This window comes from Citrobacter sp. BDA59-3 (assembly GCF_015167655.1).
GTDB lineage: Bacteria > Pseudomonadota > Gammaproteobacteria > Enterobacterales > Enterobacteriaceae > Phytobacter > Phytobacter diazotrophicus.
The window spans coordinates 4,012,760-4,032,505 of record NZ_CP063427.1 but is presented as its reverse complement, the minus strand read 5'-3'; the positions used below and the strand labels follow the sequence as shown (position 1 = coordinate 4,032,505).

General features: G+C 56.1%; 14 protein-coding genes. 10 read left to right on the top strand and 4 right to left on the bottom strand.

Annotation, left to right across the window (positions count from 1 at the left end; all coding sequences use genetic code 11):
- The first annotated feature begins 20 nt into the window (after nucleotides 1-20).
- From hscB to sseB, 6 genes are all read left to right on the top strand, one after another.
- Entirely contained in the window at nucleotides 21-536 is a 516-nt protein-coding gene (hscB, locus tag IP582_RS18880; RefSeq protein WP_193794099.1) for a co-chaperone HscB, read from the top strand.
- 18 nt (nucleotides 537-554) lie between these two features.
- Nucleotides 555-2,405, top strand: coding sequence for a Fe-S protein assembly chaperone HscA (hscA, locus tag IP582_RS18875; protein WP_193794098.1), 1,851 nt, complete (start codon nucleotides 555-557; stop codon nucleotides 2,403-2,405).
- A 1-nt stretch (nucleotide 2,406) separates the two neighbouring features.
- Entirely contained in the window at nucleotides 2,407-2,742 is a 336-nt protein-coding gene (gene fdx, locus IP582_RS18870) for an ISC system 2Fe-2S type ferredoxin (protein ID WP_039055895.1), read from the top strand.
- 1 nt (nucleotide 2,743) lies between these two features.
- Entirely contained in the window at nucleotides 2,744-2,944 is a 201-nt protein-coding gene (gene iscX / locus IP582_RS18865) for a Fe-S cluster assembly protein IscX (RefSeq protein WP_039079658.1), read from the top strand.
- A 60-nt stretch (nucleotides 2,945-3,004) separates the two neighbouring features.
- The gene (gene pepB, locus IP582_RS18860; RefSeq protein ID WP_193794097.1) at nucleotides 3,005-4,294 is read left to right on the top strand and encodes an aminopeptidase PepB; all 1,290 of its coding nucleotides are present in this window, start codon (nucleotides 3,005-3,007) and stop codon (nucleotides 4,292-4,294) included.
- A 124-nt stretch (nucleotides 4,295-4,418) separates the two neighbouring features.
- Entirely contained in the window at nucleotides 4,419-5,222 is an 804-nt protein-coding gene (sseB, locus tag IP582_RS18855; protein WP_071193455.1) for an enhanced serine sensitivity protein SseB, read from the top strand.
- Between the two features lie 13 nt (nucleotides 5,223-5,235).
- Here sseB and IP582_RS18850 read toward each other — a convergent pair whose 3' ends face one another.
- From IP582_RS18850 to IP582_RS18835, 4 genes are all read right to left on the bottom strand, one after another.
- Nucleotides 5,236-6,009 carry a MurR/RpiR family transcriptional regulator gene (locus IP582_RS18850; RefSeq protein WP_193794096.1) on the bottom strand — a complete coding sequence of 258 codons (774 nt, stop codon included), beginning with the start codon at nucleotides 6,007-6,009 and terminating at the stop codon, nucleotides 5,236-5,238.
- Nucleotides 6,010-6,855, bottom strand: coding sequence for a 3-mercaptopyruvate sulfurtransferase (gene sseA / locus IP582_RS18845; protein ID WP_039079789.1), 846 nt, complete (start codon nucleotides 6,853-6,855; stop codon nucleotides 6,010-6,012). It lies immediately after the preceding gene.
- A gap of 215 nt (nucleotides 6,856-7,070) precedes the next feature.
- Nucleotides 7,071-8,438, bottom strand: coding sequence for a 6-phospho-alpha-glucosidase (locus IP582_RS18840; RefSeq protein ID WP_193794095.1), 1,368 nt, complete (start codon nucleotides 8,436-8,438; stop codon nucleotides 7,071-7,073).
- A gap of 12 nt (nucleotides 8,439-8,450) precedes the next feature.
- Nucleotides 8,451-9,995 carry a PTS transporter subunit EIIC gene (locus IP582_RS18835; RefSeq protein ID WP_193794094.1) on the bottom strand — a complete coding sequence of 515 codons (1,545 nt, stop codon included), beginning with the start codon at nucleotides 9,993-9,995 and terminating at the stop codon, nucleotides 8,451-8,453.
- Nucleotides 9,996-10,273: 278 nt separating this feature from the next.
- Here IP582_RS18835 and IP582_RS18830 point away from each other — a divergent pair, with 278 nt between their 5' ends.
- The 4 genes from IP582_RS18830 to IP582_RS18815 all read left to right on the top strand — a co-directional run bounded on the left by IP582_RS18830 (nucleotide 10,274) and on the right by IP582_RS18815 (nucleotide 19,651).
- Nucleotides 10,274-15,226 carry an alpha-2-macroglobulin gene (locus IP582_RS18830; RefSeq protein WP_193794093.1) on the top strand — a complete coding sequence of 1,651 codons (4,953 nt, stop codon included), beginning with the start codon at nucleotides 10,274-10,276 and terminating at the stop codon, nucleotides 15,224-15,226.
- A 1-nt stretch (nucleotide 15,227) separates the two neighbouring features.
- Nucleotides 15,228-17,552, top strand: coding sequence for a peptidoglycan glycosyltransferase PbpC (pbpC, locus tag IP582_RS18825; protein ID WP_193794092.1), 2,325 nt, complete (start codon nucleotides 15,228-15,230; stop codon nucleotides 17,550-17,552).
- 283 nt (nucleotides 17,553-17,835) lie between these two features.
- Nucleotides 17,836-18,267: a nucleoside-diphosphate kinase gene (ndk, locus tag IP582_RS18820; RefSeq protein WP_039079665.1), complete on the top strand. Its 432-nt coding sequence runs from the start codon at nucleotides 17,836-17,838 to the stop codon at nucleotides 18,265-18,267.
- A gap of 217 nt (nucleotides 18,268-18,484) precedes the next feature.
- Entirely contained in the window at nucleotides 18,485-19,651 is a 1,167-nt protein-coding gene (locus tag IP582_RS18815; RefSeq protein ID WP_193794091.1) for a bifunctional tRNA (adenosine(37)-C2)-methyltransferase TrmG/ribosomal RNA large subunit methyltransferase RlmN, read from the top strand.
- Nucleotides 19,652-19,746: the final 95 nt, after the last annotated feature.

Here is a 19,746-nt window from a genome sequence, read left to right as displayed (position 1 = left end):
CAGGCTATTCCGAGATTGCTATGGATTACTTCACGCTCTTTGGGTTATCCGCCCACTATCAGATTGACATTCAGGCGCTAGCGTCACGTTACCAGGATCTGCAGCGTCAATGCCATCCGGATAAATTCGCCAGCGGAACCCAGGCAGACCAACTGGCTGCGCTGCAGCAGTCTGCAACCATCAATCAGGCATGGCAGACGCTGCGTAGCCCGCTGAACCGCGCGGAATATCTCCTTTCACTGCACGGCTTCGATCTCGCCAGCGAACAGCACACGGTGCGCGATACCGCTTTTCTGATGGAACAACTGGAATTGCGCGAAGAGCTTGATGAGATTGAACAGGCGCGGGATCAGGCGCGTCTGGAAAGCTTTAGCAAACGCGTGAAAGGTCTGTTTGATTCCCGCCATCAGCAATTGATTGAACAACTGAATACTGAAACGTGGGATGTCGCGGCGGATACCGTGCGTAAACTGCGTTTTCTCGATAAACTGCGCAGCTCAATAGAACAACTCGAAGAAAAACTGCTCGGTTTTTAATTTTTCTGGAAGCACAAGATGGCCTTATTACAAATTAGTGAGCCTGGTTTGAGTGCCGCGCCGCATCAGCGTCGACTGGCGGCAGGCATCGATTTAGGCACCACCAATTCTCTGGTTGCTACTGTACGCAGCGGCCAGGCTGAGACCCTTGCCGATAGCGCCGGGCGTCATCTGTTACCTTCGGTTGTGCACTATTCAGCCACCGAACATACCGTGGGTTATGACGCGCGTGCCAACGCCGCACAGGATCCGGTTAATACCATCAGTTCCGTAAAACGTATGTTGGGCCGCGCGCTGAGCGACATCCAGGCACGTTACCCGCATCTGCCGTATCAATTGCAGGCAAGCGAGAACGGCCTGCCGATGATCGCCACCAGCGCGGGGCTGATAAACCCGATCCGCGTCTCTGCCGATATCCTGAAATCCCTTGCGCTGCGTGCGCAGGAATCCCTGTCCGGCGAGCTGGACGGCGTGGTTATCACCGTTCCGGCATATTTTGATGATGCGCAGCGTCAGGGCACCAAAGATGCCGCGCGCCTGGCGGGCCTGCATGTTCTGCGTTTGCTCAACGAACCGACCGCAGCGGCGATTGCCTATGGCCTGGACTCCGGGAAAGAAGGGGTAATTGCCGTTTACGATCTGGGCGGCGGTACCTTTGATATTTCCATTCTGCGCTTAAGTCGCGGGGTGTTTGAAGTGCTGGCCACCGGCGGTGATTCCGCGCTGGGCGGCGATGACTTTGATCATCTGCTGGCAGATTTTATCCGCGAGCAGGCGAACCTGCCTCAGCATGGCGACAACCGTCTGCAGCGTGAACTGCTTGACGCCGCCATTGCCGCAAAAATTGCGCTGAGCGATGCCGCGTCTGTCACCGTTGAGGTGGCTGGCTGGCAGGGCACAGTGACCCGTGAACAGTTCGAAGCGCTGATTTCGACGCTGGTCAAACGAACCTTGCTTTCTTGCCGTCGCGCGCTGAAAGACGCGGGCGTTGAGCCGAACGAAGTGCTGGAAGTGGTCATGGTAGGCGGCTCCACGCGTGTACCTCTGGTTCGCGAGCAAGTGGGTGATTTTTTTGGTCGTACGCCGCTGACCTCCATCGACCCGGATAAAGTTGTCGCGATTGGCGCGGCGATCCAGGCCGATATTCTGGTGGGCAATAAGCCAGACAGCGACATGCTGCTGCTGGATGTGATCCCGCTGTCGCTTGGTCTGGAAACCATGGGTGGGCTGGTGGAAAAAGTTATCCCGCGTAATACCACCATTCCGGTGGCGCGTGCGCAGGAGTTCACCACCTTCAAAGATGGTCAAACGGCCATGTCTATCCACGTAATGCAGGGCGAGCGCGAACTGGTGCAGGATTGCCGTTCGCTGGCGCGTTTCGCGCTGCGTGGTATTCCGGCGATGCCTGCGGGTGGTGCCCATATCCGTGTTACTTTCCAGGTGGATGCGGACGGCCTGCTCAGCGTGACGGCGATGGAGAAATCCACCGGCGTTGAAGCGGCTATCCAGGTCAAGCCCTCCTACGGTCTGACCGACAACGAAATCGCCACCATGATTAAAGATTCCATGAGCTTCGCTGAGCAGGACGTGAAGGCACGTATGCTGGCCGAACAAAAAGTGGAAGCTGCCCGCGTACTGGAAAGCCTGAACGGTGCGCTGGCGACAGATGCCGCGCTGTTAAGCGCCGCAGAGCGGACGGTTATCGACGAGGCTATCGCACAGTTGAGTGCGGTTGCTACCGGCGATGATACTGACGCCATTGAACAAGCCATTAAAAATCTAGACAAACAAACCCAGGAATTCGCCGCGCGCCGCATGGATCAGTCCGTGCGCACCGCGTTAAAAGGCCATTCCGTCGACGAGGTTTAACATGCCAAAGATCGTTTTTCTGCCTCATCAGGACCTCTGTCCCGATGGCGCAGTTCTGGAAGCTAAGAGCGGCGAGACCATTCTTGATGTAGCCCTGCGTGGCGGTATTGAGATTGAACACGCCTGTGAGAAATCCTGCGCCTGTACCACCTGCCACTGTGTCGTGCGTGAAGGGTTTGATTCGTTGCCGGAAAGCACCGAAGACGAAGACGACATGCTGGATAAAGCCTGGGGTCTGGAGCCGGAAAGTCGCCTGGGTTGCCAGGCGCGCGTCACCGACGAAGATCTGGTTGTGGAGATCCCGCGTTACACTATCAACCACGCCCGGGAGCATTAATATGGCACTGAAATGGACCGACAGTCGCGAGATCGGCGAGGCGCTGTATGACGCTAACCCGGATCTCGATCCGAGAACTGTCCGCTTCACCGATATGCACCAGTGGATTTGCGATCTGGAAGATTTTGATGACGATCCGAACGCATCGAACGAAAAGATTCTCGAAGCAATTCTGCTAGTCTGGTTAGATGAAGCATCTTGATATCGACGGGCTGCCTTCTGGCGGCCCGTTTTCATATCCCATGCGCTAAAGGACAAAACAATGACAACAGAAGCGATGAAAATTACGCTGACGACCCAGAGCGCAGACGCTCGTTGGGGCGAAAAAGCGCTCTACAGTATTAATAACGACGGCATTACCCTGCACCTGACCGGTAAAGATGACACGGGCTTAATCCAGCGCGCCGCGCGCAAAATTGATGGCATGGGCATAAAGCATGTCGCGCTGAGCGGTGAAGGCTGGAACGCGGATCGCAGTTGGGCGTTCTGGGCTGGTTACAAAGGGCCGAAAGGGACGCGCAATGTTGAGTGGCCGACCTTATCAGAGTCCGATCAAAAAGAGCTCGACAGCCGTCTGAAAACTATCGACTGGGTGCGTGACATCATCAATGCGCCGGCAGAAGATCTCGGGCCGGAACAACTGGCGCAACGCGCTGTGGATCTGCTCAATGACGTGGGCGGCGAGGCGGTCTCTTACCGGATCGTGAAAGGCGAAGATCTGCGCGAAAAAGGGTATATGGGCATCCATACTGTCGGGCGCGGTTCTGAACGTCCCCCGGTACTGCTGTCGCTGGATTATAACCCGACGGGCGATGCAGAAGCGCCAATCTATGCCTGCCTGGTCGGTAAAGGCATTACCTTCGATTCAGGTGGTTATAGCATCAAGCAGACCGCGTTTATGGATTCGATGAAATCCGATATGGGCGGCGCTGCGCTGGTGACCGGCGCACTGGCATTTGCGATTACGCGCGGCCTGAAAAAGCGGGTGAAACTATACCTGTGCTGCGCGGATAACATGGTCAGCGGCAACGCCTTCAAACTGGGCGATATCATCCGCTACCGCAACGGCAAAACCGTAGAAGTCATGAACACCGATGCGGAAGGGCGTCTGGTGCTGGCAGACGGTCTGATTAATGCCTCCGCGCAGAAACCGCAATTTATCATCGATGCCGCGACCCTGACCGGAGCTGCCAAAACCGCATTGGGTAATGACTATCATGCGCTGTTTAGCTTCGATGACAAACTGGCAAACCGTTTACTGGCCAGCGCTGCGGCGGAAAACGAGCCGTTCTGGCGTTTGCCGCTGGCGGAATTCCACCGTAATCAGCTACCGTCAAACTTTGCCGAGCTGAATAACACCGCTGGCGCTGCGTTCCCGGCAGGGGCAAGCACGGCGGCAGGTTTCCTGTCGCATTTTGTGGAAAATTATCAGCAGGGCTGGCTGCATATCGACTGCTCTGCGACCTATCGTAAAGCGGCGGTGGAGCAGTGGGCCGCGGGCGCGACGGGCCTTGGCGTGCGCGCCATCGCGAATCTATTGACCGCGAAGTAATTTTCCCCTCATCCTGACCTTCTCCCCAAAGGGGGGAGGGGGTTGTACGGTGCAGGCCGTCCCCCTCTCTGTGGGAGAGGGCCGGGGTGAGGGCATCAAACAGCTTAAACGAACAGTAAAATTTATGTCTCATTCAGACCACGATCACGACCATCATCACGAGCCTGAAACTCTCGATAGCCTGCTGGAAAAAGCGGCGACCGAGCCGGCTTATCGCCCGGCATTTTTCCGCAAATTGCTGGAATCCACTGTTTGGGTGCCAGGCACTGCCGCGGAAGATGAAGCCATTGTTGAAGACAGCGCGTTGGATCTACAGCACTGGGAAAAGGACGACGGCCAGTCGGTGATCCCCTTTTTCACCTCCCTCGAAGCCCTGCAGCAGGCGGTGGAAACGGAGCAAGCGTTTGTGGTGATGCCTGCGCGTACGCTATTTGAAATGACGCTCGGTGAGACGCTGTTCCTCAATGCGAAGTTACCGACCGGGAAAGAGCTCACGCCGCGTGAAATCAGCCATCTGGTGGGTAAAGATGACAGTCCGTTAAGCCAGCAGGAAGTGCTGGAAGGCGGCATGTCGCTGCTGCTGTCCGAAGTGGCAGAGCCGCCCGCGCAAATGATCGATTCGTTGACTAAATTGTTCTCGACCTTCAATCACGTGAAATGTGCGTACCTTTGCTCTATCAAAGAGAAAAATGATGCCCAGCCGAACCTGCTGATTGGTATTGAAGCCGAAGGCGACATTGAGAGCGTGATTGAGGCGGCAGGCAGTGTGGCAATGGATACCTTACCGGGTGATGAGCCGGTGGATATTTGTCAGGTAGTAAAAGGGGAACACGGGGTCAGCCATTTTATGATTGCCCATATCACACCCTTCTATGAGCGCCGCTGGGGCAGTTTCCTGCGTGATCTCAAGAACAACCGCATTATCTGATACATCGACGGGCTTAGCCCGTCGCTTCCAGTAGCAGTAAATCCATCAGTAACACCAGATTCGACTCAAACGACGTAACACCGGCCGCTTCGGCGGCAAAATGCACCGCTTCGTCATACAACGCAAAATGCAAATCCGCGAGGTTTGCCAGCGTATTCGCCGAGGCGCGAGTAAAGGCGATTACCGTCATACCGACATTCTGTGCAATACGCGCTTTATCCAGAACCTGTTCCGTTTCGCCGCTACGTGAGACGGCGATAAATACCTGGTAACGCGCCGCGTTGCTGAGGAAAATATTACGGCTGTCGCCGGGACCGGAGATAAATGCCGTCTTGCCCAGCACCTGCAATTTTTTTGTCAGGTATTCTGCAAACAGATATGAAAACCCGGCGCCATAAAGGAAAAAACTCTCTTTCTCGCGCAGTAATGTGACGAACTGTTGGCGTTTTTCCTCGGTTACCCACTGAAAGGTCTGCTGATAGTTCGCCATAAACTGATGGAAAAGCGCAGGCAGGGTATTGCCGTTTCCCGTAACCTGCTCTGGAATATGAGGGGTATCGGCCAGAAGCTGTTTGCAGTGCCAGATAAACTCGCTGTAGCCGCTAAACCCCAGTTTCTGGCATAGCCGCATAATGGTGGCAGTAGAGACAAATGTCGCCGTCGCCAGATCGCGAACGGTGATATTGCCCACCAGCAGCGGGTGATCCGTGAGGTGGGCGAGGACCCGGTATTCGGCGCGGGTAAGAGACTCCCCGCGCGTTAAAAGGGGCGCTAAACGGTTATCCATTTACGCAGGTTCAATCGGCAAGTCGTCGCGCGCGCCCCATTCACTCCAGGAACCATCGTACAACTTCACGTTATTTGCGCCGAGCGTGGTGAGCGCCAGGATGACGACAGTGGCGGTGACACCCGAGCCGCAACTGACAATAATCGGCTCCTGCAGATTAACGCCCTGACGTGTGAAGATGGCCTCCAGCTCGTCTGTCGTTTTCAGCTCACCGTTAACCACCAGATCGCCCCACGGCACATTCAGCGCGCCGGGAATATGGCCGCGTTTCAGGCCTGCACGTGGTTCATCCACCTCGGCGTTGAAACGGGCCGCCGGGCGGGCATCCACAAGCTGTGCGGTACGCTCGTGGCTGACCAGCAGTACATCGGTCAGGCGTTTAACCAGTGATGGGTCAACTTTCACCTCGAAATCAGATTGCGGCAAGTTGGCGTCACCCTGCTCAAGCGGCAGTTCATCGCGCTGCCAGCCTGCGAATCCGCCTGCCAGAATTGAAACCCGCTCGACACCGAAATAACGCAGCATCCACCAGGCGCGGGGGGCGGAGAAGAGATTGCCTTCGTCATAGACCACCAGATGTTTGTCGTGGCTTACGCCCAGCTCGCGCATGGCGACGGCAAAGGCTTCCGGGCGCGGTAACATGTGTGGCAGCGAAGTGGTGTGGTCAGAAAGGGCTTCGATATCAAAAAATACCGCCCCGGGGATGTGCCCGGCGCGGTATTCAGCCGTCATATTACGGGTGTGTTCCTGGCCTGCAGGTGCCATACGGGCATCGATGACCTGAACCTCGGGGTCATCGGCGTGTTCGATCAGCCAGTCGGCTGAGACAAAAAAAGAGGTGGACATGGTTGCCTCCGTGTCATCAACAAGAAACCCGCCATGCTTCAGGTTGCAGGTGCATTGGCTGGATTCGTTCATCCCGGTTACTTACATCAGTAAGCTTCGGGGATTCGCTCACCTGCCGCCTGCCTGCAACTTGAATTATTCAGGGTATATCCTGAATTGTTAACGTTTTTTCCTGCCCCGACAAGCAACCATCGCAAAAGGCGCGAGTATCCTCGTTATTTTTTTACCGCCCGACCGTTTTCCCAGGCTTTTTGCAGCGCGGGCCAGTATTCGCGATTCGCCGCGATCATTTCATCAAGAATCGCTTTAGCGTGTTGCATGGTGGGCACTGTGCGGTTGAGCGTAAAGGCCTGCAGGGCTTTTTCGTAACTGCCTTCAATGGTGGCTTCAACCAGCAGTTGTTCCGAAGCCAGTTGCTGCATCAATAACGTTTGATGGAACAACGGCACCGCCCCCATGCGCACCGGCTCCGGTCCGTTTGCCGTGATGTACGCCGGTACTTCTACCATTGCATCGTAGGGGAGGTTCGCAATCGCCCCTTTATTTTCGACAATTACCAGGTGGCGCTGACGTAAATCAAAGGCCAGCGAGCAGGCGACATCAACGATAAACGCGCCGTGAACCCCGACATGAAACGCATCCGGTAAGACGCCGGTACGTTGATACTCCTGGGCTGCGGCAAACAGCTTTTTCTCCCTGCCGTTCATCACCTCATTGGCGCGGGTATAGTTGGGATCCTGATGTTCAACAATTTCGTTGGGCATCAGGTAGTACTGGAGATAGGGGTTCGGCAGATATTCCGGGAAATGATCCATCAGCGGTTTAATATTGCGCCATGTCTTCACCCACGACGGATCCGAATGTTGCGGATCGGTCTGCGCGGCATCTTCGGTGAGCAGGCCAAAGCGGGCAATGTGTTCACGCAGTTGAGGCAGTCTGTCTTCGCCATCCACAAGCACGCGGGTAAACCAGCCAAAATGGTTCAGGCCGAAGTAATCCACCTCCAGTTTGTGGCGATCAACGCCGAGGATCGCCCCCATATTGCGCATCGCCGCCACTGGCATATCGCAAATATTGAGCACGCGGGCGTCCGGACGCAGACGACGTACCCCTTCGGCAACAATTGCAGCGGGGTTAGAATAATTCACAATCCATGCGTGTTTATCGGCATAGCGCCCAACTAGGTCAATGAGTTCCACCATTGGCAGAATAGTGCGCAGACCGTACGCCAGGCCGCCAGGTCCACAGGTTTCCTGACCCACCACACCATGACGCAGCGGGATTTTCTCATCCTGCTCGCGCATTTTGTACTGGCCGACACGCATCTGGGCGAAGACGAAGTGGGCACCGCTAAAGGCCGCCTCCGGGTCGCTGGTGACGGTAAACTTGATGCTCTGGCTGTGGTCACGAATCACTTTTTCCACCACCGGCGCAATGGTGCTCTGGCGGGCTTCGTCAATGTCATAGAGGCGAATTTCCGCCAGCGGGAAATCCTCCAGACGCACCATCAGGCTTTTGACAATCCCTGGCGTGTAGGTGCTGCCGCCACCGGCGATAGAGAGAATAAATGGGGGTTTCAACATCTTTAGTCTCCTTTAGAGAAACGCCTCAACGGCTTCTCGCATTTTTTTGACATGCAGCCCGTAGACCACCTGAACGTTATTGCCTTGTTTGATGACCGCTTTCGCGCCTGTTGCTTTCAGGCGAGGTTCATCAATGGTGGCGACATCTTTCACCGTGACGCGCAGACGGGTATAGCAGTTGTCTACCACCTCGATGTTGCCGCGTCCGCCAAGTCCTTCGATAATTGCCTCGCCCAGCCCGTCGTTGTTACCTTTGGCCTGGTAATCCTGCTTGCTGTACAAACGTGTCTCTTCGTCGTCGGTTTCCCGGCCTGGCGTCTTCATGTCGAAACGCAAAATCAGGAAACGGAAAATAACGAAGTAGAGGGCGAACATAATCAGCCCGACCACGATGTACATCGGCCAGTTCGACTTCTCAGTGCCGAGCGGCAGGTTATAGAGAATGAAATCAATGATGCCGTTTGCGCCGATGGCATGGACGCCAAGCAGCGAGAAAAGCATCATGCCGATGCCGGTCAGCACCGCGTGCACCACGAACAGCAGTGGAGCGACGAACAGAAAAGAAAACTCAAGCGGTTCGGTCACCCCAACCAGAAGGGAGGTGAGCGCAGCGGGGATAAGAATTGCTTTCGCCGCCGCTTTGCGTTCGGGCTTTGCGGTCAAATACATAGCCAGTGCGGCGGCGGGCAGGCCGAACATTTTGCTGATGCCACGCGCATCCCAGACCACTGTGCTGCTCAGTTGTTTCACGTCCGGGCAGGCCATTTCGGCAAAATAGATATTGCGCGCGCCCTGGTACATCGAGCCGCACACCTCCTGCGTACCGCCCAGTTCGGTATATAAAAATGGCGTGTAGACCAGGTGATGCAGGCCCGTGGGAACCAGAATGCGCTCCAGGAAGCCATAAATGGCCACGCCGAATGGCCCGGCACCTTTAATGGCCATTGCCAGTGTGCTGATGCCATGCTGGACGAAAGGCCACAGCTCGCTCATGACCACCCCCAGCACCATAGAGACAGGGAGCATGATGATGGCGACAAAGCAGTGGCCGGAATAGATGGCCATCGCCCCGGAAAACTGTACGCCGGAATACTTATTGTACAGATATCCTGATAGCGCACCGGTGAGGATCCCGGCGAAGACGCCCATCTCCAGCACCTGTACACCCAGCACCATACTTTGGCCCGCGGCTTTCATCTGATCGGCCGCTGCCAGCCCGCCCTGCATCTGCAAGGTGACATTCATGGCATTGATAAACACGATAAAGGTGACCAGACCAATGAGCGCGGCATAGCCTTTATCGCGTGCGGCGAGACCAACGGGAATGCCGACTGCAAACACCAGCGCCAGATTTGCCAACACGGAGACGGCGGATTTAGCAATCAGTTGCCCGGTATGTTGAATCAGCGGATGACCGAGAAACGGCAGGTACTCTGCCAGGTTGCCGTTGCCGAAAATATTTCCGAAGGCGATAAACAAGCCGACAATCGGCAAAATCAGCACCGGACCAAAGAGGGACTTCCCGAAATTTTGTAGGGCGTTAACGGCTCTGCTCATAACGTTCTCTCTTATATGAACCGCGAAAAAGGGGTGAAGATGCATTAACGTTAGCAGGTGCACGCAAAAGTAAGCTACCTATCTTATTGTTTTAAAAACAAATGACCTGAAAGGTAACATGTAACGTTACGACCTGTGATCGCGGTAACATGGCTGATCGAACCGGCTAAACGCAGCGAAGCGCTTTCCAGATTCTGGGAGGCTGTTTGTAATCGGCAAAGTCACGCATAATACTTACGCTTAACGAATTAACAGGCTTTGTGGGCCAGGGATAAAGGATGAAACTGAAACGTTCGACGGCGATCGCTATCGCCTTCTTTAGTGCGTTCATATTGGCAGGTTGTGATAACAACGATAAACCTCAGGAAGCGCAGGCCGCTGCTGCGCCAGCCGCGAGTCAAACGCCACCCGCGACAAAACCGGATGGCGAAAAACTCAAACAACTGGCGGCGAGCAGTGAAGGCAAACCGTTAACGCTGGTAGATGCCTCAGAGGTCCAGCTTGAGGGCGCGGCTGCCCTGGTATTGACCTTTTCCGTTCCGCTCGACCCGGATCAGAACTTTGCCCAGACTGTCCACGTGGTGGATAAAAAGAATGGCAAAGTCGACGGGGCATGGGAACTCTCCACAAACCTGAAAGAACTTCGCCTGCGTCACCTCGAACCCAACCGCGAACTGTTGGTATCCGTTGACCGCGGGCTGGTGGCGCTTAATAAAGCCACTTTTGGTATTGATTACGAAAAGGCGATTACCACCCGTGATATTCAGCCTACCGTTGGCTTTGCCAGCCGTGGTTCTTTACTGCCCGGAAAAGTGGTGGAAGGGCTGCCGGTTATGGCGCTTAACGTCAATAATGTGGACGTTAACTTCTACCGCGTGAAGCCGGAATCGCTGGCGGCTTTCGTTAGCCAGTGGGAATACCGCAACGCGCTGACCAACTGGGAGTCGGACAATTTGCTGAAAATGGCCGATCTGGTTTACACCGGGCGGTTTGACCTCAATCCGGCACGTAACACCCGCGAAAAACTTCTGCTTCCGCTGGGGGAAATCAAGCCCCTACAGCAGGCCGGAGTCTATATCGCCGTTATGAACCAGGCGGGGCACTATAGCTATAGCAATGCGGCGACCCTTTTTACGCTGAGTAATATTGGCCTGTCCGCCCACCGTTACCATAATCGGTTAGATATTTTCACCCAAGGCCTCGAAAACGGTGCGGCGCAATCGGGTGTCGACGTTGTCCTGCTGAACGATAAAGGCCAGACGCTGGCGCAGGCGACCAGCGATGCACAGGGACATGCCACGCTGACCACGGACAAAGAAGCTGCACTGATTCTGGCGCGTAAAGACGGCGAAACAACCTTGCTCGACTTGCAGCTTCCTGCCCTCGATCTGGCGGAATTTGCGATTGCCGGTGATCCAGGTTACAGCAAGCAATTCTTTATGTTTGGTCCGCGCGATCTCTACCGTCCCGGCGAAACCGTGATCGTAAATGCTCTGCTGCGTGACAGCGACGGTAAACCGCTCGCCGATCAGCCCGTGAAGCTTGAGGTGGTCAAACCGGATGGCCAGGTGATGCGTACCGTGGTAAGCCAGCCGACAAACGGTCTGTACCATTTTACCTACGCCCTGGATGCCAGCGCGCAGACCGGTACATGGTCGATTCGCGCCAATACCGGGGATAACCAACTGCGTAGCTGGTCTTTCCATGTAGAAGACTTTATGCCAGAACGCATGGCGCTGAATCTGAGCCCTCAACCGACACCGCTTAAGGCCGATGAGGATGTGGATTTCAACGTCGCTGGCTATTACCTGTACGGTGCGCCGGCCAACGGCAATACCCTGCAGGGCCAGCTCTATTTGCGCCCTTTACGCGAAGCGGTAAAAGCCCTGCCTGGTTTTCAGTTTGGCGACATTGCCGATGAAAATCTGACGCGTACTCTGGATGAAGTGCATCTGACACTGGATGAAAAAGGCCATGGTCAGGTTACAGCCCCCAGCCAGTGGCAGGAAACTCACTCACCGTTGCAGGTTATTTTGCAGGCAAGCCTGCTTGAATCGGGCGGTCGTCCGGTCACGCGTCGTGCTGAACAGGCTATCTGGCCTGCGCCTGTGCTGCCGGGTATCCGTCCGCAGTTTGCCTCGAAAGCGGTTTACGATTACCGCACCGATACCACCGTCAACCAGCCGATTGTTGATGAAAATGGTAATGCCGGTTTTGACATTGTCTACGCCGATGCGCAGGGCGTGAAAAAAGCGGTCTCTGGCCTGCAGGTACGATTGATTCGCGAACGTCGCGACTACTACTGGAACTGGTCGGAAAGCGAAGGCTGGCAGTCACAGTTTGATCAAAAAGATCTGGTAGAGAATGAGCAGACGCTGGATCTCGCCGCTGACGAAACCGGGAAAATTACCGTACCGGTAGAGTGGGGCTCATATCGCCTGGAAGTCAAAGCGCCTGATGAAAGCGTCAGTAGCGTCCGTTTCTGGGCCGGTTATAGCTGGCAGGATAACAGCGACGGCACCGGGGCCGCACGCCCTGACCGTGTCACGATGAAGCTGGACAAACCCGCCTATCAGCCGGGCGATACCATTAAGCTGCACATCACCGCACCGGCGGCAGGCAAAGGCTACGCCATGATTGAGTCCAGCGAAGGGCCGTTGTGGTGGCAGGAAATCGATGTGCCCGCGACAGGGCTGGATCTCTCTATTCCGGTGGATCAGAAATGGCGTCGCCATGACCTCTACCTGAGCACGCTGGTAGTGCGTCCGGGGGATAAGTCCAAATCGGCAACGCCGAAACGCGCCGTAGGCTTGCTCCATCTGCCGATGGGGGACGAAAACCGCCGCCTCTCCGTGGCCCTGGAAAGTCCGCAAAAAATGCGTCCGAACCAGCCGCTGACGGTCAAGGTGAAGGCCAGCCTGAAAAACGGCACCGTGCCAAAACAGGTCAACGTGCTGGTCTCCGCAGTAGATAGCGGAGTGCTGAATATCACGGATTATGTTACGCCAGACCCGTGGGAAGCCTTCTTTGGGCAAAAACGCTATGGCGCCGATATCTATGACATCTATGGTCAGGTGATTGAAGGGCAGGGGCGTCTTGCCGCGTTACGTTTTGGTGGTGATGGTGACGAGCTCAACCGTGGCGGCAAGCCACCGGTTAACCATGTCACCATCATTGCCCAACAGGCGCAGCCGGTTACGCTGGACGACAAGGGTGAAGGAACGGTTACGCTGCCTATTGGCGACTTTAACGGTGAACTGCGCGTAATGGCGCAGGCCTGGACCGCGGAAGACTTCGGTAACAGCGAAAGCAAAGTGATTGTCGCCGCGCCGGTGATTACCGAGCTCAACACGCCTCGCTTCCTGGCCGGTGGCGATACCAGCCGCCTGACGCTCGATATTACCAACCTCACCGATAAGCCGCAGACGCTGAATGTTGCGCTGGCGGTAAAAGGCTTACTGGCGCTGGAAAGCGAGCAATCGAAGCCGGTGAACGTAGCGCCAGGGGCGCGGATGACGCTCTTTATTCCGGTACGTGCGCTGGACGGTTATGGCGATGGCGAAGTGACGGCTGCCATTTCAGGCTTGACGCTGCCGGGGGAAACCTTCGCGACGCAGACTAAATCGTGGAAAATCGGTGTGCGTCCGGCTTACCCGGCACAGACCATCAGCAGCGATGTCATGCTCTATCCGCATGAGACCTGGAATGCACCGGCTGAACATACGAAACGTATTTCGCCAGTGGCCCTGCAGGGGCAGTTGTTGCTGAGCGGACGTCCTTCACTCAACATCGCCCGTTACATTCAGGAGCTGAAAGCCTACCCGTACGGATGCCTTGAGCAGACGGCGAGCGGGTTGTTCCCGTCGTTGTATACCAATGCGGCTCAGCTTAAGGCGATGGGTATCAAGGGCGACAGCGATGAACAGCGCCGTGCGGCGGTGGAAATCGGTATTGCCCGCTTGCTGCAAATGCAGCGTGATGACGGTGGCTTCTCGTTATGGGATAAAAACGGGCCGGAAGAGTACTGGTTGTCCGCCTACGTGACTGACTTCCTGGTCCGCGCCTCAGAGCAGGGTTACAGCGTGCCGGTGGAGGCGCTGAATAATGCCAATAGCCGTCTGCTGCGTTACTTGCAGGACCCGGCGGTGATGGCTGTGCGTTACAGCGACGATGTCCAGGCGACAAAATTTGCGGCGCAAAGCTATGCGGCGCTGGTGCTTGCACGTCAGCAGAAAGCCCCACTCGGCGCGCTGCGCGAATTGTGGCAGCGTCATGCGCAGGCGAAAGCGGGTCTGCCTCTGCTGCAACTGGGGGTGGCACTCAAGCTGATGGGCGATGCTCCACGCAGTGAACAGGCACTGGCGCTGGCGTTAACGACACCGCGAGCGAAAGCGCAGCGCTGGATGGCGGATTACGGTAGCGAACTGCGTGATAACGCGCTGATGCTGTCGTTGCTGGAAGAAAACTCACTGTTGCCGGATGCGCAGAACAAGTTGCTGACCACCTTATCTGAACAAGCCTATGGCCAACGCTGGCTCTCCACGCAGGAAAGCAATGCGCTTTATCTGGCGGGGCGTCATTTGCAGAACTTGCCGGGGACATGGCAGGCACAGACCTCCCTGACCAGTGAAGAGCTGAAAGGCGACAAACCGCAAACCCGTGAACTCAACGCGGACCAGATGACGGCGCTGACGGTGACAAACACCGGTGAAAGCCCGATGTGGCTGCGTCTCGACAGTACAGGGTATCCGGAGTACACCCCGGCACCGGCCAGCAATGTCCTGAATATCGAACGTCAGATCCTCGGTACCGATGGGCAGACAAAATCACTAGCCTCGCTGAAAAGCGGCGAACTGGTGCTGGTCTGGCTTGAAGTACGCGCCAGCCACAACGTGCCAGATGCGCTGGTGGTTGATCTTCTGCCAGCCGGACTGGAACTGGAAAACCAGAATCTGGCCAGCAGCAGCGCGAGCCTGCAGGATAGCGGCAGCGAAGTACAGGAACTCCTTAACCGTATGCAGCAGGCTGATATTGCCCATATGGAATTCCGCGATGATCGCTTTGTCGCCGCCGTCTCCGTTAGCGAAGGGCAGCCAGTCACGCTGGTTTACCTTGCGCGTGCGGTAACGCCGGGAACCTATCAACTGCCGATGCCGCAGGTGGAATCTATGTATGTGCCACAGTGGCGGGCGACAGGGGCCGCAAGTGGTCCGTTGATCGTTCGCCCATAGCATGAATAAAGGGCGCACCTGGCGCTCCCGCGGGCTTTGGCTTGCGGGAGCGTTTCTTCTTATTCCGTTGGTTCTTTTTATCGCCGACAAACTCTGGCCGCTGCCTCTAAAAGAGGTCAACCCGGCGCGCGTCGTTGTGGCGGAGGATGGCACGCCGCTCTGGCGCTTCGCTGATGCCGAGGGGATCTGGCGCTACCCGGTGGCGATAGAAGATGTCTCTCCGCGTTATTTACAGGCGCTTATCGAATACGAGGACCGCTGGTTCTGGAAACACCCTGGCGTAAACCCGCTTTCGGTCGCCCGTGCTGCATGGCAGGATCTGCTGGCTGGCAGAGTTATTTCTGGCGGCAGTACGCTCACTATGCAGGTTGCGCGTCTGCTCGATCCCCATCCGCGTACCTTTGGCGGTAAAGTGCGCCAGCTATGGCGGGCGTTGCAACTTGAGTGGCATCTCTCCAAGCGCGACATTCTGACGCTCTATCTCAACCGTGCCCCGTTTGGCGGTACGTTGCAGGGCGTTGGGGCGGCAAGCTGGGTTTATCTGGGTAAATCCCCCGCGCAGCTCAGCTATGCAGAGGCGGCACTGCTGGCCGTCTTGCCACAGGCACCGAGTCGCCTGCGCCCTGACCGCTGGTCGGAGCGTGCCCAGGCGGCGCGGGATAAAGTACTGGATCGCATGGTTTCGCAGGGCGTGTGGAGCCAAAAACAGGTAGAGGAGTCGCGTGAAGAGCCGGTCTGGCTGGCACCGCGTCAGATGCCGCAACTCGCGCCCCTCTTCTCTCGTTATATGTTGAGCAAAGACCCGGGCCTCAAAATTACCACCACACTTGATGCCAGCCTCCAGCGTCAGCTTGAAGAGCTGGCCGCTGGCGTGAAATCTCGTCTACCCCAGCGTAGCTCGCTGGCGATCATCGTTGTCGACCATACGGACATGAAAGTGCGGGGCTGGGTGGGGTCGGTGGATATTAATGACGATAGCCGTTTTGGCCATGTCGATATGGTCAGCGCCACCCGCTCGCCGGGATCGGTATTAAAACCCTTCATTTATGGCCTGGCGATGGATGACGGTCTGATTCATCCCGCTTCATTACTACAGGATGTGCCACGGCGAACGGGGGACTATCGTCCCGGTAATTTTGACAGCGGTTTTCACGGACCGGTCAGCATGAACGAGGCGCTGGTTCGCTCCCTTAACCTTCCGGCGGTACAGGTTCTGGAGGCCTACGGGCCGAAGAAATTTGCCGCCACGCTGCGCAATGCCGGGTTGCCGCTTAAATTGCCGGAAGGCGCGGAGCCTAACCTGTCACTTATTCTGGGTGGCGCAGGCGCCCGTCTGGCGGATATTACCGCAGCGTATAGTGCCTTTGCGCGCCACGGCAAGGCCGGACAGTTACGCTTTCAGCCAGGCGATCCGTTGATGGAGAGAACGCTGATGTCGCCGGGCGCGGCCTGGATTATTCGCCGCATTCTCGCCGGGGAAGCGCAGCCGTTACCGGACAGCGCGCTCCCGCAAGTGGTGCCGCTGGCCTGGAAAACCGGCACCAGCTACGGTTATCGTGACGCCTGGGCCATTGGGCTGAATAGCCGCTATGTGATTGGCGTCTGGACGGGCAGGCCGGACGGCACGCCGGTTGCGGGCCAGTTTGGTTTCGCCAGCGCAGTGCCATTGCTCAACCAGGTGAACAATATGCTGCAGCCTCGTTCCGCGCTGGAGCTGGCGCGTTTACCGCAGGATCCGCGCCCGGAATCGGTCAGCCGCGATGTCATCTGCTGGCCTGGCGGGCAGAGCTTACCGGAAGGTGACAGTAATTGTCGCCGCCGCCTGGCGACCTGGCTTCTGGATAACAGCCAGCCACCCACGATGTTGATGGCGGAACAAGAAGGGGCGCGCGGCATTCGTTTCCCGGTGTGGGTTAACGCGCAGGGGCAACGGGTTGCGGCAGATTGCCCCGATGCGCAACAACGCACAATCATCGTCTGGCCTTTACCGCTGGAACCCTGGTTACCCGATGGCGAGCGCCGGGCGGCAAGATTACCTCCGCGCTCGAAAACCTGTCCTCCGCGTGATGAGAACGCACCGCCGCCGCTGTTGCTCTCGGGGATCCGCGATGGCGCAGTGATCAAACGGTTACCGGGGCGCTCGCAGGCAACGTTACCGCTACAGGCCACCGGTGGCGAAGGGCGACGCTGGTGGTTTTTAAACGGAGAGCCGCTGGACGGTCATGATCAACTATTAAGCCTCAACCTTGATAAAAGCGGTCAGTATCAGTTACTGGTGATGGATGACGCCGGGCAGGTCGCGGCGGTAGAGTTCGCGGTGCAATAACGCAACACATATACGCATCCTTTTTCACGCTGCCTTTGTGTTGGTTGCACGTGTACGCCCCGGTGACTGATTTATGTAAGTACCGGGGATGCCTGCGCTTGCCGCCTTGATGTAACCTGAATAATGTGGTGAAGAGACGTTTTGGTGAATGGTGTTGCTGAAACTCGTCTTATTTTAAAAAAATGTTACCTTTATCCATAGGCAATGCCCGCGTTGCTCTTTATAATCCGCGCCAGGTCATACGTATGTATGTACGACAACAGAACAACTTACAGGGGTTAACATGGCTATTGAACGTACTTTTTCCATCATCAAGCCGAACGCGGTGGCAAAAAACGTTATTGGTAGTATTTTCGCGCGTTTTGAATCTGCTGGTTTCAAGATTGTTGGCACGAAAATGCTGCATCTGTCCGTTGAGCAGGCTCGTGGTTTCTACGCTGAGCACGAAGGCAAACCGTTCTTCGACGGCCTGGTTGAGTTCATGACCTCCGGCCCGATCGTGGTCTCCGTACTGGAAAGCGAAAACGCGGTGCAGCGTCACCGTGACCTGCTGGGCGCTACCAACCCGGCTAACGCGCTGGCAGGTACTCTGCGCGCTGATTATGCTGACAGCTTCACCGAGAACGGCACCCATGGTTCCGATTCTCTGGAATCTGCGGCGCGCGAAATCGCCTATTTCTTTGGCGAAGGCGAAGTTTGCCCACGCACTCGCTAATTTCCGCAGCCTTACGCACCCTGTTGTGCAAAGCCCATCGGAAATTGTAAGCAGATTTACACTTTATTTTGCCAATGCCGCGCGCAGTCGTGGCATCTGCACAGCAGAATTTGTACAATGCAGCGCCCCGTGAATTGCAAAACGCATTCCCGGGGCGCTTCTTTTTTCAACCCTCCAGGGGCCATAACGTGTAATAACGAGGCCGGAATACACAACTATGTCTGAACAGATTGTCACGCCTGAGAACGTCGCACTGACGGTTCCCAATAAAGATGCAAAAATGAACCTGCTGGATCTGAATCGTCAGCAGATGCGCGAGTTTTTCAAAAACTTAGGCGAAAAACCCTTCCGCGCCGATCAGGTGATGAAGTGGATGTACCACTATTGCAGCGACGATTTTGATGAGATGACCGACATCAATAAAGTGCTGCGTAATAAGCTCAAAGAGGTCGCGGTAATCCGCGCTCCTGAAGTCGTGGAAGAGCAACGTTCCTCCGATGGCACCATCAAATGGGCGATTGCCGTAGGCGATCAGCGCGTTGAAACGGTATACATTCCGGAAGACGATCGCGCCACGCTGTGCGTTTCCTCACAGGTTGGCTGTGCGCTGGAGTGTAAATTCTGCTCCACGGCGCAACAGGGCTTCAACCGTAACCTGAAAGTGTCAGAAATTATTGGCCAGGTCTGGCGCGCGGCGAAAATTATCGGTGCGGTTAAAACGACCGGCGTACGTCCTATCACTAATGTGGTGATGATGGGCATGGGCGAACCGCTGCTGAACCTGACTAACGTGGTGCCGGCCATGGAAATCATGCTGGATGACTTTGGTTTTGGCTTGTCCAAACGTCGCGTTACGCTGTCGACTTCTGGCGTGGTTCCTGCGCTGGACAAACTGGGTGACATGATTGATGTCGCGCTGGCTATTTCACTGCATGCGCCGAACGATACCATTCGTGACGAAATTGTGCCGATCAACAAAAAGTACAATATTGCGACTTTCCTCGAATCGGTTCGCGGCTACATTTCGAAGTCCAATGCCAACCAGGGGCGCGTGACCATTGAATACGTCATGCTTGACCATGTGAACGATGGCACTGAGCATGCGCATGAGCTGGCGGCCTTGCTGAAAGATACGCCGTGCAAGATCAACCTGATTCCGTGGAACCCGTTCCCGGGCGCGCCGTATGGTCGCAGCTCGAACAGCCGTATCGACCGTTTCTGTAAAGTGCTGATGAGCTATGGCTTCACCACCATCGTGCGTAAAACACGCGGTGATGACATTGACGCGGCATGTGGTCAGTTGGCTGGTGACGTTATTGACCGTACGAAACGGACGATGCGTAAACGTATGCAGGGTGAGCCGATTTCGATTAAAGCGGTTTAGTGTTCTGGCGTCGCGGCAGGCTTCTGTGTCGCGACGCATAAACATGCTGATTTAATCGCCTGATTATAGTTGTGCAATCAATAATTACTGTGCGT

What these genes read in the sequence shown, in the direction of transcription:
- fdx (WP_039055895.1), top strand. Translation starts at nt 2,407, where the DNA reads ATGCCAAAGATCGTTTTTCTGCCTCATCAGGACCTCTGTCCCGATGGC.
- IP582_RS18850 (WP_193794096.1), bottom strand. Translation starts at nt 6,009, where the DNA reads ATGGATAACCGTTTAGCGCCCCTTTTAACGCGCGGGGAGTCTCTTACC.
- iscX (WP_039079658.1), top strand. Translation starts at nt 2,744, where the DNA reads ATGGCACTGAAATGGACCGACAGTCGCGAGATCGGCGAGGCGCTGTAT.
- pbpC (WP_193794092.1), top strand. Translation starts at nt 15,228, where the DNA reads ATGAATAAAGGGCGCACCTGGCGCTCCCGCGGGCTTTGGCTTGCGGGA.
- IP582_RS18840 (WP_193794095.1), bottom strand. Translation starts at nt 8,438, where the DNA reads ATGTTGAAACCCCCATTTATTCTCTCTATCGCCGGTGGCGGCAGCACC.
- sseA (WP_039079789.1), bottom strand. Translation starts at nt 6,855, where the DNA reads ATGTCCACCTCTTTTTTTGTCTCAGCCGACTGGCTGATCGAACACGCC.
- sseB (WP_071193455.1), top strand. Translation starts at nt 4,419, where the DNA reads ATGTCTCATTCAGACCACGATCACGACCATCATCACGAGCCTGAAACT.
- ndk (WP_039079665.1), top strand. Translation starts at nt 17,836, where the DNA reads ATGGCTATTGAACGTACTTTTTCCATCATCAAGCCGAACGCGGTGGCA.
- hscA (WP_193794098.1), top strand. Translation starts at nt 555, where the DNA reads ATGGCCTTATTACAAATTAGTGAGCCTGGTTTGAGTGCCGCGCCGCAT.
- IP582_RS18815 (WP_193794091.1), top strand. Translation starts at nt 18,485, where the DNA reads ATGTCTGAACAGATTGTCACGCCTGAGAACGTCGCACTGACGGTTCCC.
- hscB (WP_193794099.1), top strand. Translation starts at nt 21, where the DNA reads ATGGATTACTTCACGCTCTTTGGGTTATCCGCCCACTATCAGATTGAC.
- pepB (WP_193794097.1), top strand. Translation starts at nt 3,005, where the DNA reads ATGACAACAGAAGCGATGAAAATTACGCTGACGACCCAGAGCGCAGAC.
- IP582_RS18830 (WP_193794093.1), top strand. Translation starts at nt 10,274, where the DNA reads ATGAAACTGAAACGTTCGACGGCGATCGCTATCGCCTTCTTTAGTGCG.
- IP582_RS18835 (WP_193794094.1), bottom strand. Translation starts at nt 9,995, where the DNA reads ATGAGCAGAGCCGTTAACGCCCTACAAAATTTCGGGAAGTCCCTCTTT.